Origin of the sequence: Acinetobacter sp. KB005 (assembly GCF_049949095.1) — a bacterium.
In the GTDB taxonomy this organism is placed as follows: Bacteria; Pseudomonadota; Gammaproteobacteria; order Pseudomonadales; family Moraxellaceae; genus Acinetobacter; species Acinetobacter calcoaceticus.
In genome coordinates, this window is the sequence record NZ_CP188191.1 from 612,664 (window position 1) to 630,566 (window position 17,903).

A 17,903-nucleotide genomic window follows, 5' to 3' on the forward strand; every position below is an offset into this window, starting at 1 on the left:
TTTTAACTGTAGGAGAGAGCCAATTGCGTAGTTTACTTGGAGATCATTTGTTACAACGGCTCCAACAGGACATCGAGGGTAAACTCCATCAGCGACTTTTTCGTTGTCTACGCGCTGCCATCATTGATGGAGTGGTTCAACCAAAAACGCGCTTGCCCGCTTCACGGGATTTGGCCAGTGAAATTCATGTTTCGAGAAATACAGTTCTTACGGCCTACGAACAACTACAGGCTGAAGGTTACTTAGAAGCACGTACGGGACACGGCACATGGGTTGCAGAGAAACTACCCGAAAGCTTTTTAAATACAAAAAATGAAAAAAAGAACACTAATATTCATAAGGTTCAAAACTCTTATGCGCTATCGCAACGCGGTTCAAATTTATTAGGCTATGCAGCAGCTTCTCCACATCAATGGGGTGCATTTGTGCCTGGAGCTCCGGACGTTACCGAGTTTCCACATCATATTTTTAGCCGTATTCAAGCAAAATTAAGCCGTGAGCCAGACATTAACCGCCTTATCTATAGCAACGCGGGCGGATGTATTGAACTTCGAAGTGCATTGGCAGACTACTTACGGGTTGCCCGTTCAGTCCAGTGTGATGCTGACCAGATTATTATTACCGAAGGTATTCACCAAGCGATTGATTTAGTCTCACGTGCGCTCAGTGACATTGGTGACCGGATCTGGATTGAAGATCCAGGCTATTGGGGAATGCGTAATACTTTACGTATTAATGGCGTTGATATTCAACCCATGCCAGTCGATGCCGAAGGTATTATCCCCGAAGAAAATCCGGTTAAACCGCCCAAATTAATTTTTGTCACTCCCTCACACCAATACCCACTGGGCTCACATTTAAGTCTAGATCGCCGACGCAAATTGATTGAGATTGCCCGCCAGCACAATAGTTGGATTGTAGAAGATGATTACGACAGTGAATTCCGTTTCTCAGGCCAGCCGTATCCATCTTTACAAGGTTTAGAAAATGATGCGCCAGTGCTGTACATGGGCACATTCAGCAAAACCATTTATCCATCTTTAAGAATTGGCTATTTGGTGGTACCTAAGCCGCTCTTTTCACCCTTACGGATTGTGGCAGCTGAACTCTATCGTGGTGGACATTTGCTCGAACAAAAAGCTTTAGCTGAATTTATTCGTGAAGGCCATTATGAAGCACATATTCGTCGTATGCGTCTGCTCTATGGCAAACGGCGCGATTACTTGGTGAGCCTGATTAAACGCTATCTAGGGCCTGAATTCATCCACGAATATGATGAAGCAGCAGGGTTACATCTGGTTTTAAAACTACCAAACTCTTGCGATGATGTCGCGATTGCAGCGACCGCGCTCGAACGTGGTGTCAAAGTTCGCCCACTTTCACAGTATTACATGCAATCACATGCCCACGCGCAACGTGGTTTGCTCATGGGCTTTGCCTGCGTCAATGAAAAAGACATGGTGATGGCTTTTGGTGTACTACTCCAGTGCTTACGTGAAGCAGGCGTATCAACCCTGAATTAATTCTTTAATCTCATCATACTGAATAAAAAAGAGCCTCATAAAGAGGCTCTTTGGTTTCTAAAATATTAAACTAACTTTTCTTCTTGAGTATGAGTGAGATGAGTTGTTCTACGGTCTTTACCCCAACCCAGTTTTTCCGACAATATTCCAAAGAACACAATAATGCCGAACAATGCTGTGGTGTAAATCACTTCTTTGAAATATGTGCCTTCAATCAGCATGGTGAGAATTGCCCCAATAATTGCAAAGATCACCACATAAGTCAGATAAGGGAACATCCACATTTTAAAGTCAATTTTCACCCCTTCAGCTTCTAGTTTTTTACGCATACGAAGCTGCGAATAAGCAATGGTCAAATACACATACAGTGTTGCCGCGCCAGTCGTTAGCATGAAAAAGTCATAAACATCCATACTCTTGGTTGCAGTTAAAATCACGGCAATCACAGAGAAAAAGCATGACACAATTACGCCAACCCACGGGCTGCTTTTACTGTTCACAGAACCAAAACTTTTCGGTGCATCACCACGTTTAGCTAATGAGAACAACATACGTGAACACGTGTAAAGTGCTGAGTTAAAACAGCTACACACCGACGTTAACACCACAAAATTCACAATATGGCGAGCCCCCGGAATACCAAGTGCACTTAACGTTACGCTATAGGTTCCCCAAGTCGAATCTTTCAAAAGTTCATTGTTGTGAGGAATTAAGCATACCGCGACAAACATTGATCCCACATAGAACAAAATAATTCGCCAAACCACTGAGTTAGAAGCTTTACGAATTTCTTTAGAGGGATTTGCCGATTCTGCCGCCGCTACAGTAACAATTTCAGCGCCAATATAGGCAAACATGACCCCAAGCAAGGCGGTAATGACGGATGATCCTCCATTTGGCATAAAGCCTTGAGAGGTTAAGTTACTAATACCAGAAGCAGCCGGATTACCCCACGGCCATAAATGCATGATGGCCAAACTACCAATCACAAGGAAAATAACAATCGCGATAACTTTGATAAGGGCAAACCAGAACTCAAATTCGCCATAGTTTTTCACGTTTTGTAAATTGACTACGACCAATGCGACAATGACCACGACCATATAGGCCCAAATTGGTATAAACGGGAACCAATTGTTTAGAATTTTACCTGCCACATAGGCTTCCCATCCCATGAGCATTGCGAGAGTACACCAGTACAACCAGCCAATTGAAAAGCCTGCCCAACGGCCAATCGCACGGTCTGCGTAAGTTGAAAAAGAGCCACTGTCAGGGTTTAAAACGGCCATCTCGCCTAACATCCGCATGATGAACCAAACGAGTAGACCACCCAAAGCGTAAGTTAGAAAAACAACAGGGCCCGTATTGTAAATAATGCTACCTGAGCCCACGAATAGAGAACCACCAATAACCCCTGCAATTGAGATCATCGTTAGGTGGCGTGATTTAAGTCCATGTTTTAAACTTTGGGAGTGATTGGCTTCAGAACCACTTTGATGAGCTGCCATATCATTTTCCTTAATATATGGAGGATATCGGCCAATCTCGGAAATCCTCCGAAGCCAACTATATCCCCTAAAAATTTAGCCGTTTTGCCCAATTCCTAAAACAGAAAATTCACTGAGCTTATCCGGCGCTTCCGTATGCATACTTCCAATGGCTTTAATTTGTCGTTTCGGCCCTGAAGAAACGAGAGCCATTTTTGTAATAAAAGAGAGAGCCAATTGCAAAATTTATACGCAAAATTGGCTCTTTTTAGATTGCATGTAGGTAAATGGTTTTTTGTTTTTATTTTAAAAATGAATAAGTTTTACTTTAATTAGATTGGAATTATTTAGTTTTGCTCAGAAATTAATAAAGCTTTCGTACCTTTTTCTAAAGCTCTGAATATATGTTTTTGATCGGCAGGGTAACAAATATAGTCTCCAACACTGAGTTCAACGGCCTCATCAATTAGACCAACCAGAGCCTTACCTTCCACCACAATAATATGCTCCACAGAACCAACGGGGTGTGGTTCTGAAAGACGGTCTTCACCCGGTCCAACAATCAGTAAATACACATCGCGGCGCGCATGCGGTGGACAAGTCGCCAACAAAATGGCCTTGTAATTAGCAATTTCAGAGCTAACGGTTGGGCCATCTCCACAACGAATGACTTGCACCTGATTGCTTGGCTCTTCCATCAAACGCGCAAAAGGAATATTTAGTGCAACACAAAGTGCCCATAAGGTTTCAATGCTTGGATTACCTTGCCCTGCCTCTAATTGTGAAAGTGTAGATTTGGCAACACCTGCACGACGAGCAACCTCTGCCAAAGAAAGCCCTACTCGTTGGCGTTCACGGTTTAAACCTTTGGCAATAATTTCAATTGGCTGAGACATTCACCACATCCGTTCTATAAAAAAAACGATCGTTCGTTTTGACAAAACAATCAGACTTATTCATTATAATGGAAAATCGTTCGTTATATCATCCTATGACCACATACACTCTCATTAAGAAACTTAGTAAAGATACTACCCGCTCGATTTTCTTTGTGTGTCTAGCGACGAGTGTCGTTGGTATGTCTTTAGGTTCACTGGCTGCAAGTTATGGCTTAGCACTCTGGATTCCACTTTCCCTATCCGTATTTGTGCTCGCAGGAACTGCTGAATTTATCTTTATTGGTTTTTTAGCAGTAGGTGGTAGCCCGATTGCTGCTGCAATTGCAGGACTACTCGTCAATTTACGGCATTTACCTTTTGGTATTGCAGTCAATGAATTAATCAGAGGTAAATTCTATCGATATTTTGGGGCCCATATCATGAACGATGAAAGCGTTTTGTTTGGCATGGCACAGCCCGATTTCGAAACGAAAAAAGCTGCTTACTGGTTATGTGGTATCAGCATTATGCTGAGTTGGCCACTCGGTGTCACTGCGGGTTATTTTATTGGAACCGCTATTCCAGACCCAAAAACATTTGGTCTAGATGCCATTTTCCCTGCCATTTTAATTGCACTTACTTTTAATGCTTTAAAGAATAAATCTACTCGAAAAGCTGCATTTGCTGGATCAACTTTGGCACTGATTACCACACCTTTTTTGGCCTCAGGACTTCCAATTCTGCTTTCACTTTTTGGCTTAATATTTGGTAGAAAAAAATGAATCAACAATTACTGATTATTTTGGGCATAGGCTTGCTAGCACTTGGAACATATGGGATCCGTTTTGCTGGTTTTCACTTAGGTGCAAAGTTTACTTTTTCCGAAAAATACCAAGTTTTACTCTCAAACGGTGCAACTGTTTTACTCTGTGCGATTGCAGTGACGACGACATTTTTTGAAGGCCAGCACTTCGCTGGATTCGCGCGTATATTGGGTGTTGGATTTGCACTTTTATTAGTTTGGAAAAAAGTACCGCTGTTATTGGTAATTTGCTTGGCAGCCGCTGGTACAGCACTGTTACGTTTGCTTGGAATTGAGTAATAAAAAAGGCGAGATAAACTCGCCTTTTTTAAAATTTTGCTTAGAACGGTAAATCATCGTCTAAATCAGCTGGTGCAGACGCAGGCTGTTGTGGTGCTTTAGGAGCAAAGCCACCACCTTGCGGGCTGTTGCCACCATTACCAAAACCTGCTGGGTTGCTGCCATAGCCGCCACCACTATTTTGGTTATAACCACCACCTTGGTTATTATTATTTTGATAACCATTACCACCTTGTTGAGGTGCGTTAAAACGTGGTTGATTAAAATCATTACCGCCAGCGAACCCTTGTTCACCTTGTTGACGACCATCTAACATTTGCATCTGTTCGCCACGAATTTCTGTTGTATAGCGCTCTTGACCATTTTGATCAGTCCACTGACGCGTGCGTAATGAACCTTCAATATAAACCTTAGAACCTTTACGTAAGAACTGCTGAGCAATTTCCCCTAAACGGTTATGCAAAACAATACGGTGCCATTCTGTTTGTTCTTTACGCTCACCTGAAGTTTTATCGGTCCAAGCTTCACTTGTCGCGATTGAAAATTGAGTCAACGAACCCCCATTTGGAAAGGTTTTTGTTTCAGGATCACGACCCAAAGTACCAACCAAAATAACCTTATTTACACCACGCATTAGCTGTCTTCATCCTATACATTTCTATGTTTTACTTTATAAGAGTTATGCTTAAATGGCTACCTCTTTACCGAACAACTGCGTTAAATCACGTCGCGCAGCCTCATCAAGTGACTGTTTATCGACTTTAATATAAGCAACTTGCTGGTCAGGCATTACCACAACTTCTTCTATACCACGAATTGCCAATAGCTGTGTGGTCCACTCATTCACCTGTTGCACTTGCGGCAATGGCAACACAATAGATGACAAATACCGCGGCTGAGCTAAACCAAAACTAATTAGCAACCATATTATAGCAATCCCTGTTAAGACACTCCATCCAATCGCAGTATTATGTAACATCAATAATTGACCACCTAGTGTGCCACCAAAAAAAGCACCTAAAAACTGACTACTGGCATTTACACCCATAGCAGTTGCTTTTGACTGGATTGGAGCACATTTTGATAACCACGATGGCAATAAGGCTTCCATCACATTAAAGGCAATAAAGAAAATACCTAGGCCTGCGAGTAATACATATTTTGATTGATAACCAAATATGAGTAACAGCAAACCTGCAATAATTCCTGTAATTGCCGTTAAGAAAATACCTCGCATTTTGCGATATTTTTCAGCCACGATAATGCTTGGAAATGCAAAGAATAGACTAATTACTAACAGCGGCAGATACACCAGACCATGACTGGCTAAAGGAATATGTGCAAACTCGATGAGCTGTGAAGGCACATAAATAAACATGGCGGTAAGCAGTAAGTGCAGTGCAAAAACCGAGACATGCAAACGGTTTAAATCACCCATTTGGATGACTTGCTTAAGCTGTGCCATGTAGCCTTGCTGATAATTACGATGATGACGAGTCACTTTAGGTACAAGCAATAACATCAAAATCGCGATTAAGCCCATAATTGTCGTGACAAAGAATAGGCCTGAAATACCCACAATGCTTGTGAGCCAAGGTCCAAGACTAAAAGCCACCACAAAAGACAAACCAATACTCATGCCCATGGCAGCCATGGCTTTAGTACGTTGCTCTTCGCGCGTAACATCTGCCAAAAGCGCCATCACGACTGCTGAAACAGCACCCGCACCTGCTATAGCACGGCCAATAATCACGCCATAAATCGTGTCAGATAAACCGGCAATCGCACCGCCAATAGCAAAGAGTAACAAGCCAAGCACCACGAGAGGTTTACGGCTAAAACGGTCAGCAAGTAAGCTAAATGGAATCTGTAAAATCGCCTGACTTAAACCATAGACACCCACAGCCAAACCAATGAGTGCTGGAGTCGCATATTGATATGACTGCCCGACTACAGAAAAGACAGGAATAATCATGAACAAACCCAACATACGTAGCGCAAAAATACTACTTAAGGCAAAAGTTGAGCGACGTTCCAAAGCATTCATCATATCAATACACGTTTATCAAACTAGGCAAATTATAAGCCGATTCGTTTCTAAAAATACGGGACACCTTATTTAAATTAACGATTTCAGCTTAAAAAAATAAAGAGGCATTTAGCCTCTTTATTTTAAACATCTTTACTGAAAATTAGCTTAAGACGAATGTGGATGGCGTTTACTATATTGAATTGAAGCAAATACAGCCCAAACAATAAATGCTACACCAATTAAACCTGTTACCACTTCTGGTACATGTACGCCTGTACCACTTGCAATCATAATGAATGCTAAAGCACCAATTGCATAATGTGCACCATGTTCTAAGAACACATAAGCATCTAGCGTGCCTTTTTCAACAAGATAAACTGTCATTGAACGGACAAAAATAGCACCAATTGCAAGACCAAGCATAATCACGACAACATCGCTGGTAATTGCAAATGCACCTATCACACCGTCAAAACTAAAAGATGCATCTAATACTTCTAGATATAAGAAGCCACCGATACCCGCTTTAACTACACCAGAAGCAGCGCCTGATCCATCTTTCATAATGGCGTTGCCATCTTCATCAATTTCAGGTTCACCGCCTAACATATGGCTTAATACTTCTACACCGATATAAACCACAATGCCCCAAATACCAGCCATAGTCACAACAAGGCGCTGCGATTCATCAACATTAGCTGCCATAATTAACATCGCGATTAGGGCAATAAAAACAGACATTGCAGGTACGCTAGCTAAGCTAGAAAGTTTAGCTTCAAGCCATCTGAACCAATGAGTTTCTTTTTCCTCATCAAAGAAGAAGTTTAAGAAAACTAATAATAGGAATGTTCCACCAAAAGCAGAAATCTCGGCGTGATGGGCCATTAAGCGTTCAGAATACGTTTTTGGATCGTTGAGTGCCAATTTAGCCACCTCAATCATTCCCATATCCGCAGTCACGGCAACAATCGCCACTGGGAAAATTAAACGCATACCAAAAACGGCGATTAAAATACCCACCGTCAAAAACAGCATTTTCCAGAAAGGATCCCAATTACGCAGAACCGATGCATTGACAACAGCATTGTCAAAAGATAAAGAAACCTCCATTACAGCTAAAATGGCTGTAATCGTTAAAGCTTTAAGCATGGTAGACACGCCCGCTTCAGGTCCATGGGTAAAACCCCAATACGCGGATAGTGCTAAACACACCACCGTAAAAAATATCGAAAATCGGAAATGCTTCATGGATCAGACCTATGCCAAGAATTAAACTTAATCTTTCTTTAAAAACGCGGCTATTATATCGATAATTCACCATAAAATGATGTCGTTTTGTGCCGTTATTACGCTTACTTTATCCCTATGTTAAATAAAGAAATTTATAAATTTCAATTAACTCATTAATCGTATTAAATATTTTCCTAATATATAAGTGCCATTATTATTTTTGTATTTTAAAATTGATTTAGAATCCTATTTTGTACGTCTTATTTTAAATGGAATGGTTTTATGCTTTTTTCTCAAGAACTCTGGCAACGTAATTTAAATTTATATCAAAAAATTCTAGACCTTCCTTTTAATCAGGAACTTGCCAGTGGAACTTTAGATAAAGAAGCGTTTTGTCATTATGTGATTCAAGATGCTCAATATCTCGTTGCTTATGGCCGCGTTTTAGCCGTTGCAGCAGCAAAGGCTTTTGAAGCTGACGATATTATGCAGTTTTCAGATGCAGCCAAAATTGCAATTGTGGTTGAACGCAGTTTACATGATGACTTCATGAAAAATTTTGGGGTAACCAAAGAAGAATTTAAAAATACGCCATTAACTTTGGCCGGCCATCATTACACTTCATTTTTAACCGCAACTGCTTGGTCTGAGAGCTATCCTGTGGTACTGGCCGCCCTTTTACCCTGCTTCTGGATTTATGCCGAAGTCGGTAAAGATATTGTAGATAAATCAATTCCTAACAATCCTTACCAAGCATGGATTGATACCTATGCAGGCGAAGAGTTCCATACAGCCGTTCGCAATGTAATTGCGACAGTTGATAAAGTTGCAGCACGTTGTGATGCTGATACGTTAGAGAAAATGCATGCTGCATACACCATGGGTGCAAAACTTGAGTGGTTATTTTGGGATAGCGCCTACCACAAAAGACAATGGTTAGGTTTAGATCATATTTAAAACTTCAAATGAATCGGTCAGATGGTTCAATACTCTGATCGATTTTTACTAAAATGTGAGACAGATATGTATATCGGCGAATTAGCATCTTTAACTGGAGCCACTCCTAAAGCCATTCGGCATTATGAGAAATTAGGCTTGCTACCTGTGGCAAAAAGAAAGGGAAATTATCGTATTTATGAAGCGATTGATGTTCAGTCGGTTAAGATGATTCGCCTCGCGCAAGCTGTGGGATTTAGCCTTTCAGAACTGTATGACTTGTCAGCTTTAAAATATAAAAATAATCGATTTCCTGTAGAAGTTGCACAACAGCTCATTCATAAAAAGCATCAACAAATTATTGAGCAAAAAGCAGCATTAAACCGTTTACAAGAAGATTTAAAGCAACTTGAGAATGAGATTATTCAAACTTATATTACCAATAAGATTTCGGCTTAAAACAGCCCATTAAAATTTAAAATAGCTTTCAAAATTAGTGCTTGACTCTGACCTTAGGGTAAAGGTTTATCGTAGTGACTTCGTTTATTACGGATAAATAAAATGAGCGCTCATCTTTCTACATTTAAAAATTCAACAGCATTAATTACAGGAGCATCTTCAGGAATAGGCAAAGCCTATGCTCAAAAACTTGCATCTTTAGGCATTCATTTAATTTTGACTGCACGCTCCGAACAAAAGCTGAATGATTTAGCGGATGAACTTAGAAAAAAATATAACGTAAATGTTGAAGTTATCATTTTAGATTTAGCTCAATCCAATTCAGCTCAAATATTATTTGATGAAGTTCAGGCTAGAAAATTATCGGTAGAAATTTTAATTAACAATGCAGGATTTGGAAAATGGACTAAATTTCTAGATCAATCTGTATCTACCTATCAAGAAATGATCACGCTGAATATCAGCAGCGTAACGTCTTTATGTTATTTATTCTTGCCTCACATGCTTGCTAACAAAAAAGGCATCATGATTAATATTTCATCTACAGGAGCATTCCAACCTCTCCCCTATATTGCCGTCTATGGGGCAAGTAAATCTTACGTATTACAATTTACTGAGGCGCTGGCAGGAGAATATGCATCTTCGGGTGTTAAATTTTTGGCAGTTTGTCCGGGCAATACGGAAACCAATTTTACTCAGGTCGCTAATGCCGATACCAGCGGTATGAAAAGCTCTACAGTCGACGATGTTGTATCTGCAACGGTTAAAGCATTAGATAAGAATAAACCAACTCTTGTTGTAGGTTGTAGCAACTATTTAACGTCTCAACTGCCTCGAATTCTTTCTCGCCAAAAGATGATTAATTTAGTTGAAGGGATGCTCAGAACCCGCGTTATCGATCCGTCATAAAGCTAATTCAATTTAAAAGATTAAGGGCTATCTCTTAATCTTTTAATGCTGAAATAGTTGCCAGCCATAAATTAAACCTGCCGCGGCAACTACCCAACACAGTGTTGCCAGACCTAGACATGACCACATCGACAGACGCGTTGCAAGTACATAGACCGCCACTAAATAAATGGCATATGGAATAAGTGACCATAGACCAAACAGAGCTGTTTTCTGTAAAGCCTCAACTCCTTTTTGCTGATAAACAATCACATGAGCAATCAAAGCGAATGTAGGAAAAAGCGGGACTAAACCTGCAATATAAAATGCCTTACTTTTCGATAAAACCGAAATAATGAGGACAACCCCAGCCCCCAACATACATTTTAAAAATAACGCCCACATGCGCTTATCCTATCTGGTCATTTCCATATCAAAACGCTGTATTGTGCGCTTTTCAGAGAAAATTAACAGCGACCAAAGCAATCAGTGCTGGAACTGCCTGAATATAAATAATCTTTTTACTGGCAGTCAGTCCACCATAGATACCTGCAATGAGCACACAGCCTAAAAAGAAATTAGCAATGGATGTCGCAAACGGTGCATCTGCAAATAAAGCCCAGAATAAACCCGCAGCCAAAAAGCCATTATAAAGACCTTGGTTTTGTGCCATCACTTTGGTGAGTTTTGCTTTTTCTGCATTATTTCCAAAGGCTTTCATGCCATAGGGCTTGTCCCACAAAAACATCTCTAACACCAAAATATAGACATGTAATATTGCAATTAAACCCACTAAAACTTGTCCGATCATACAATTTTCCTTTTTATTTTAAAGATATGAAAAAAGATCAGTCTCTCGACTGATCTTTTAGTGTTTTACGGCTTTAACAATACTTTGCCTTGGCGAGCACCTTGTGTCGCTTTTTGGGCAGCAGTTTTAATCTCATCAAAACTAAATACACCTTCAACAGGCAGAGTTAATTTTTTCTGAGTTGCTAACGTTAATAACTCAACAATAAGCTCTTTTTTGCGTTCTGCTGGCATTTCTTTGTTGACCACACTCGCCCAGAAACCTTTTACAGTTGCTTGTTTAAAGATGAGATCACCAGATGAAATTTGCATGGTTTCACCTGTCATACTTCCAAACGAAACCAATAGGCTATTTTCACTAAGCAAGTTCAGCATTTCACCACTTGCACTTCCGCCAATCGAGTCCACGCCAGCAATTAAAGGTTGGTCACCATGAAGCTGTTTAACTTGCTCTTTCCAGTTAGCCTGATCGGTTGCTACAACATGTTGAATGCCTAATGCTTGCATCTCTGCAATTGCATCAGTACGACGAACTAAATTAATTACGGGTAAACCACGTGCCTGCGCAATCATGGCAACCGTTTTACCTACTGCACCATTCGCTGTGTTTTGAATTAACCATTGACCCGGTTGAACATTTACAAAGTCCAACAGCATGAGGGCACTAATTGGCATACCAATCAGCTGTGCTGCTGTTTCGTCATCAATTTCATTATTGAGTGGAATAAGCCCTTGAGCTGGTGTAATAAAGTATTCAGCCCAACTACCATGCACAGCTGCAACTGCAATACGTTGACCTACCTGTACATGAGTAACGCCTTCACCCAGCGCATCTACAATACCAACAGCTTCACTACCACCAATAGCGGGTAAAGTAGGCTTGTAGCCATAACTTCCACGTACCGTCCATACATCATGATTATGGATTGGAGACATGATTGTTTTAATACGAACTTCGCCTGCTTTTGGTTCTGGCTTTGGCATATCCGCCTGCTCTAAAACGTCTACAGGTTCGCCAAAATTACCATGGATAATACTTCGCATGCTTTATTCCTCTATCGGTTTTAAGAGTTGTTGGGTAGTTTCTAAAGCTAGATATAGATGTGCTTTGTCTTGCGACAATTTTGTGAGTAAAGCAGCACCTAACCATAACTGATACATGACTTGCGCAGTTTTTAAAGGATCAATATGTTTTGGAATTGATCCTTGTTGTTGGCCTTCTTTGAGTAGCAAAGCCAAACGTTGCGTTAATTTGTGCACACCGTCATTGAGAATTTGGCGCATATCTTCTGACAAGTCAGAAACCTCTGCCGCCAACTTCACAATCAGGCAGTTTTCAGCCCAGCTACCATTTACCGGATCATCAATCCATGCCTGCCATAACGCCATTAAACGGGCGTGGGCACTTTGTTCACTGTGCTGCCAAAGCTGTTCCATACGAACTTTATAGTCAGCCATGTATTGCTCTAGCAACGCACAGCCAAACGCCTCTTTCGAAGCAAAGTAGTGATAGAACGAACCTTTAGGTACGTCACAAGCCTTTAAGATTTCTTGTAAACCAACGCCGACAAATCCTTTGTGTAATACCAGCTCAAAACTGGTATCCAAAATGTGTTGTCGCGTGGTTTCACTTTTATTTAATCGTTTCATGCATACACAATACCCCACTATTAGACCAGTCGTCTAGTAAAATTATGTTGCTCATTAAAATTTGCTAAGAGTAGAAATCAAAAGAGAGGAATGTTAAAAATACAACCTGCTTAATTAAACAAATTTTGTCGATTGTCGTTTAACCGTCACAATTTGTCGCTTTAAATCATTTTGTACCACTTGAACAATTTTAAATCGTTATCATATATAGGGTCGGTTGTTTATAACCAGTCACACTGCACGAGACTGATCAATCAACACCTAAATTTTCATTAATACATAATTGAGATGTTTTATGAGCCAAAGTCATATCCGTATTCGAGGCGCACGTACCCATAATTTAAAAAATGTGTCTCTCGATATTCCACGCGATAAATTTGTGGTAATTACGGGGTTATCAGGTTCAGGAAAATCTTCTCTTGCCTTCGATACCCTTTACGCCGAAGGACAACGCCGCTACGTCGAATCACTTTCAGCCTATGCCCGTCAGTTTTTATCGCAAATGGAAAAGCCTGAAGTAGACTCGATTGAAGGTTTATCTCCAGCGATTGCGATTGAGCAAAAATCTACCAGTCATAACCCACGTTCAACCGTGGGTACTATTACTGAAATTTATGACTATTTGCGCCTGCTTTATGCGCGTGTCGGTACACCTTACTGCCCTGAACACGACTTGCCGATGGTTGCACAAACTGTTTCTGAAATGGTCGATGCAGTAAAAACACTTGAAGAAGGCACAGCACTGATGTTGCTTGCCCCTGTAGTTCGTGAACGTAAAGGTGAATACAGCAACTTGTTCGAACAGCTACAAGGACAAGGTTTTGTTCGTGCGCGTGTTGATGGCGAAATCATTGATATTGATACGCCACCTGAACTCGACAAAAAGAAAAAGCACACCATTGAAGTTGTTGTTGACCGTTTTAAAGTACGCGAAGATTTAGGTAACCGTATTGCCGAATCATTTGAAACTGCTTTACGTTTAGGTGGTGATATTGCGGTTTTGTCATGGATGAATGGCGAACACCCAGACCGCGTTTTTTCTGCAAAACACTCATGTCCTAAATGTGATCGAGCTGTAGCAGAACTTGAGCCTCGTTTATTTTCATTTAACAACCCGTTTGGTGCCTGCCCTGTTTGTGATGGTTTAGGTACACGCAGTCATTTTAGCTCTGAAAAGCTCATTCCAAATCCTGAGCTTGCGATTAGTGAAGGTGCTATCCGCGGTTGGGATCGTCAACGTCCATATTATTATTCGATGCTGCAAAAAGTTGCCGACCATTTTGGTTTCCAACTTGATACACCTTGGAACCAGTTAGATAAAGATACTCAAAAGAAATTTTTACAAGGTACGGGCAAAGAAAAAGTCGATTTAAGTTATATCGATGAACGTGGCCGCAAACACACGCGCGTACAACCTTTTGAAGGAATTTTGCCGCACCTTGAACGTCGTTACCGTGAAACTGAAAGTAACTATGTACGAGACGATTTAGCTCAATATTTATCTAATGCCGCTTGCGATGCCTGCGACGGTTCGCGTCTAAATGAAATTTCACGCAACGTTCGGGTCAAAGATAAGACGATTGCACAAATCACCAAGATGTCGATTGGTGATGCTGAAAACTATTATCAAGATCTCAATCTTGAAGGCGCTAAAGGTGAAATCGCCGATAAAATCTTTAAAGAGATTCGCGAGCGTTTACACTTCCTCGTCAGTGTCGGCTTAAATTATCTCAGTCTCGCTCGTTCAGCAGAAACCTTGTCAGGCGGTGAAGCTCAGCGTATTCGTCTCGCTTCGCAAATTGGTGCAGGTTTGATGGGCGTGATGTATGTACTCGATGAACCATCGATCGGTCTGCATCAACGTGATAATGATCGCCTACTACAAACCTTAATTCGCTTACGCGATCTCGGCAATACCGTGCTTGTGGTTGAACACGATGAAGATGCAATTCGTGCTGCAGATCATATTATTGATATCGGACCGGGTGCAGGGATTCACGGCGGTGTCATTATCGGTGAAGGTAGCTATGACGAGATTGCGAACAATAAAGACTCTCTTACAGGTAAATATCTTTCAGGTAGCCTAAAAATTGCGATACCTGCGCAACGTACCCAATCACCACGCCCAGATGAGTTCATCAAACTCTCTGGTGCAAGTGGTCACAACCTACAGAATGTCGATCTCACCATTCCACTTGGCATCATGACCTGTGTGACGGGCGTTTCAGGTTCCGGTAAATCAACACTGATTAACCGTACTTTGCTTCCATTAGCAGCAACACAGCTCAATGGTGCAACCACGCTGACCGCAGAAAAGTTTGATTCGATTGATGGCTTACAGCATTTAGATAAAGTGGTTGATATTGACCAAAGTCCAATTGGTCGTACCCCACGTTCTAACCCTGCTACCTATACAGGTTTATTTACGCCTATTCGTGAGTTATTTGCGCAAACGCCTGAAGCCAAAGCGCGTGGTTATAGCGCAGGTCGTTTCTCGTTTAACGTGAAAGGTGGACGTTGTGAAGCTTGTGAAGGCGATGGCATGATCAAGGTCGCGATGCACTTCTTACCTGATATGTATGTGCCTTGTGATGCTTGTCATGGCAAGCGTTATAACCGTGAAACTTTAGAAGTTGGTTATAAAGGCAAGAACATTTCAGACGTATTAGAAATGACCGTTGAAGATGCGGCTGAGTTCTTTAATGCAATTCCTGTGATTCATCGTCGTTTAGATACTTTAATGCAAGTAGGTCTGGGATATATTCGTTTAGGTCAAGCTGCAACGACACTTTCAGGTGGTGAAGCGCAACGCGTTAAATTAGCTCGCGAGTTAGCAAAACGTGATACGGGTAAAACCTTATATATCTTGGATGAACCGACGACAGGCTTACATTTCCATGATATTGCCAAGCTACTCGACATTTTGTACGAGCTACGCAACAAGGGTAATACCATTGTGGTGATTGAGCATAACCTTGATGTGATTAAAACAGCAGACTGGGTTGTCGACTTAGGCCCTGAAGGTGGTTCAGGCGGTGGGATGATCATTGCCGAAGGCACACCTGAACAAGTGGCAGAGGTCGAGATTTCCCATACGGGCCGTTTCTTAAAGCCGATGTTGAAGTAATTTATTGAATGAAAAAGCCGGAAATCATTTCCGGCTTTTTTTATCCCTCAACTGCATTTCGCCCTCGGGCTTTAGCTCTTAATAGTGAACGGTCAGCTTTCTCTAAGAGCTCTATCCAACTCGCCGCTCCTATCGCAAAACCAATACTCACAGACACATGCAATTTTTCATCTGAACCTGACAAATCAATTTCTTGTAAAGAAATCGCAATACGAATTTTTTCTGCCAAAAGGCGAGCATCTACAAATTGCACCTGCTCTAACAATATTAAAAATTCATCTCCACCATAACGGACAATTAAATCTGAACTTCTTATATTTTGCTTTAATTGCTCGGCAATATTAACAATGACATGATCACCTACAATATGCCCATATTGGTCATTCACCTGTTTAAAACGATCAATATCTATAATCATTAAACAAGTCTGCGTAAATTTTTGAGGGTAACTTTCAACAATTTTTAAATATTCAGATAAAGCTAAACGATTGGACACACCAGTTAATGGATCTGTATTGGCAATATTCTTTAATTGAAATTCAAAAGCATCGCGTTGTTGCAACATACGCTGTAATCGATCAATCGCTTCAAATAGGGAAAAAAATTCACCTTTTGTTGTTACATTCATCTCATCTGTCCAATGATCAGAACTATGCGATAAATCTAAAATTAAAGTCCTCGCTTTAATTAAAGGAGAAAACACTCTTCTTTGTGCATAATTAAGCGTAAGTAACGCTGTGGCTAAAGAAATTAAAGAAATTAATAACGTTAAGAGAAAATCATTTCGAGCAATTACATTTTCTTGAGTGGCAATTACAACACTTTCATCAAGAATATAACTTTGTAAATCAACCACAGTGGTAAATTTACCCACGATTGCTTCTGTCAATTGAGTGCCATTTAAATAATATGGCTCCCCTTTTTGGCTTTCTTCTAATAACTTTTCTACAATCGGAATACCTTTGTCGATAAATTCTGATTTCACGCGGGAATATAACCGACGGTATTCTGGGGTCTTTGCCTGTTCAGGCTGCAAGGTATCAACCAAAATCCATAGATATCTAGATTGATGCTGAGTTTGTAGAGAACGCGCACGATTATTACTTGGAATTTCTTCATTAAAGCTCACAGGAGCGATAATATTAGATGCCATACGTCCGGCCTGATCTCGCATATCGGTCAGAACTATAATCAGCGTAAAATAATTAGAAATACGGCTATCTTTACTTTTTAGCTGTAACATCAGTTTTTGCAGTATTTCCCTACAATTATCCCATGCTCCAAACATCCCTAAAATGGCATTATCCATTTGGACGGAATTTCGCGCTCCATATGGAATTTCACCATAATAGTCGACCACATACCGAGCTTGTCTAAGATTTTCTTTGAAGTTGGTTTGCAGCTCATTTGCTAATGAAACATAACCTGCTTGTTGTAAGATAAGGATACTTGTATCAATTTGCGCATCAACAATTAAACGAAATTTTTTTAATTCTTGCTGATTCTTTAATAAATCATGAGAACTGCTCGACATCATTTTGTTGGCTGGAGCACGCTCCTTAGAAACTTTATAGGCAATATCGGCTACAGCTCTTAAGCTTTTTATTTCGGCTAAGGCTTGTCTAGTTTTTATATAATCCTGATAGCTTCCCACAATGAGGGGGATCGCCATGAATAATAAGGACAAAATAATAACCAGCATAAAAAAGAACAGTCGATTACTAATGTGCTCTGAACGTAACCCTGACATTTCTAGCTGGTACTCCGTAAATGTCCTGCCA

17 protein-coding genes are annotated in these 17,903 nt (G+C 40.7%); 7 read left to right on the forward strand and 10 right to left on the reverse strand.

Going from position 1 to position 17,903, the window contains the following annotated elements:
* Positions 1–23 precede the first annotated feature (23 nt).
* Positions 24–1,523 carry a PLP-dependent aminotransferase family protein gene (locus ACPF64_RS03120; protein WP_005038096.1) on the forward strand — a complete coding sequence of 500 codons (1,500 nt, stop codon included), beginning with the start codon at positions 24–26 and terminating at the stop codon, positions 1,521–1,523.
* Positions 1,524–1,588: 65 nt separating this feature from the next.
* On the opposite strand, the gene ACPF64_RS03125 is transcribed toward ACPF64_RS03120, so the two are convergent.
* Together ACPF64_RS03125 and ACPF64_RS03130 are read right to left on the reverse strand one after the other, a co-directional pair.
* Positions 1,589–3,031 carry an amino acid permease gene (locus ACPF64_RS03125; RefSeq protein ID WP_005038094.1) on the reverse strand — a complete coding sequence of 481 codons (1,443 nt, stop codon included), beginning with the start codon at positions 3,029–3,031 and terminating at the stop codon, positions 1,589–1,591.
* 326 nt (positions 3,032–3,357) lie between these two features.
* The gene (locus ACPF64_RS03130; protein WP_426455557.1) at positions 3,358–3,906 is read right to left on the reverse strand and encodes a helix-turn-helix domain-containing protein; all 549 of its coding nucleotides are present in this window, start codon (positions 3,904–3,906) and stop codon (positions 3,358–3,360) included.
* A 68-nt stretch (positions 3,907–3,974) separates the two neighbouring features.
* Between ACPF64_RS03130 and ACPF64_RS03135 the strand changes: the two genes are divergently transcribed.
* On the forward strand, positions 3,975–4,670 hold the full coding sequence (locus ACPF64_RS03135) for an AzlC family ABC transporter permease (protein ID WP_426455558.1): 696 nt from the start codon (positions 3,975–3,977) through the stop codon (positions 4,668–4,670).
* On the forward strand, positions 4,667–4,990 hold the full coding sequence (locus ACPF64_RS03140; protein WP_045433646.1) for an AzlD domain-containing protein: 324 nt from the start codon (positions 4,667–4,669) through the stop codon (positions 4,988–4,990). Before ACPF64_RS03135 ends, ACPF64_RS03140 begins: the two co-directional genes overlap by 4 nt.
* 40 nt (positions 4,991–5,030) lie before the next feature.
* On the opposite strand, the gene ssb is transcribed toward ACPF64_RS03140, so the two are convergent.
* The 3 genes from ssb to ACPF64_RS03155 all read right to left on the reverse strand — a co-directional run bounded on the left by ssb (position 5,031) and on the right by ACPF64_RS03155 (position 8,270).
* The gene (gene ssb / locus ACPF64_RS03145; RefSeq protein ID WP_004639902.1) at positions 5,031–5,624 is read right to left on the reverse strand and encodes a single-stranded DNA-binding protein; all 594 of its coding nucleotides are present in this window, start codon (positions 5,622–5,624) and stop codon (positions 5,031–5,033) included.
* Positions 5,625–5,675: 51 nt separating this feature from the next.
* Entirely contained in the window at positions 5,676–7,040 is a 1,365-nt protein-coding gene (locus tag ACPF64_RS03150) for an MFS transporter (RefSeq protein ID WP_003654007.1), read from the reverse strand.
* A 147-nt stretch (positions 7,041–7,187) separates the two neighbouring features.
* Positions 7,188–8,270, reverse strand: coding sequence for a DUF475 domain-containing protein (locus tag ACPF64_RS03155; protein ID WP_003654009.1), 1,083 nt, complete (start codon positions 8,268–8,270; stop codon positions 7,188–7,190).
* Between the two features lie 264 nt (positions 8,271–8,534).
* Here ACPF64_RS03155 and tenA point away from each other — a divergent pair, with 264 nt between their 5' ends.
* The 3 genes from tenA to ACPF64_RS03170 all read left to right on the forward strand — a co-directional run bounded on the left by tenA (position 8,535) and on the right by ACPF64_RS03170 (position 10,556).
* A complete protein-coding gene (gene tenA, locus ACPF64_RS03160; RefSeq protein ID WP_004639906.1) occupies positions 8,535–9,209 on the forward strand; it encodes a thiaminase II in 675 nt (224 codons plus the stop codon).
* A gap of 66 nt (positions 9,210–9,275) precedes the next feature.
* Positions 9,276–9,647: a MerR family transcriptional regulator gene (locus ACPF64_RS03165; protein ID WP_005038081.1), complete on the forward strand. Its 372-nt coding sequence runs from the start codon at positions 9,276–9,278 to the stop codon at positions 9,645–9,647.
* A 102-nt stretch (positions 9,648–9,749) separates the two neighbouring features.
* On the forward strand, positions 9,750–10,556 hold the full coding sequence (locus ACPF64_RS03170; RefSeq protein WP_426455559.1) for an SDR family NAD(P)-dependent oxidoreductase: 807 nt from the start codon (positions 9,750–9,752) through the stop codon (positions 10,554–10,556).
* Positions 10,557–10,598: 42 nt separating this feature from the next.
* Here the strand turns inward: ACPF64_RS03170 and ACPF64_RS03175 are convergent, their stop codons facing one another.
* The 4 genes from ACPF64_RS03175 to ACPF64_RS03190 all read right to left on the reverse strand — a co-directional run bounded on the left by ACPF64_RS03175 (position 10,599) and on the right by ACPF64_RS03190 (position 12,995).
* Positions 10,599–10,940 (reverse strand): GlpM family protein, encoded by a 342-nt coding sequence (locus tag ACPF64_RS03175; protein ID WP_426455560.1) that lies wholly within the window; start codon positions 10,938–10,940, stop codon positions 10,599–10,601.
* A 52-nt stretch (positions 10,941–10,992) separates the two neighbouring features.
* Complete coding sequence (locus tag ACPF64_RS03180) at positions 10,993–11,346, reverse strand: DUF1304 domain-containing protein (RefSeq protein WP_004639914.1); 354 nt, start codon at positions 11,344–11,346, stop codon at positions 10,993–10,995.
* A gap of 65 nt (positions 11,347–11,411) precedes the next feature.
* The gene (locus tag ACPF64_RS03185) at positions 11,412–12,389 is read right to left on the reverse strand and encodes a zinc-binding dehydrogenase (RefSeq protein ID WP_426455561.1); all 978 of its coding nucleotides are present in this window, start codon (positions 12,387–12,389) and stop codon (positions 11,412–11,414) included.
* A gap of 3 nt (positions 12,390–12,392) precedes the next feature.
* Positions 12,393–12,995 carry a TetR/AcrR family transcriptional regulator gene (locus ACPF64_RS03190; protein WP_426455562.1) on the reverse strand — a complete coding sequence of 201 codons (603 nt, stop codon included), beginning with the start codon at positions 12,993–12,995 and terminating at the stop codon, positions 12,393–12,395.
* 295 nt (positions 12,996–13,290) lie between these two features.
* Between ACPF64_RS03190 and uvrA the strand changes: the two genes are divergently transcribed.
* Positions 13,291–16,122 (forward strand): excinuclease ABC subunit UvrA, encoded by a 2,832-nt coding sequence (gene uvrA, locus ACPF64_RS03195; RefSeq protein WP_426455563.1) that lies wholly within the window; start codon positions 13,291–13,293, stop codon positions 16,120–16,122.
* A 40-nt stretch (positions 16,123–16,162) separates the two neighbouring features.
* On the opposite strand, the gene ACPF64_RS03200 is transcribed toward uvrA, so the two are convergent.
* Entirely contained in the window at positions 16,163–17,872 is a 1,710-nt protein-coding gene (locus ACPF64_RS03200) for a GGDEF domain-containing protein (protein WP_426455564.1), read from the reverse strand.
* Positions 17,873–17,903: the final 31 nt, after the last annotated feature.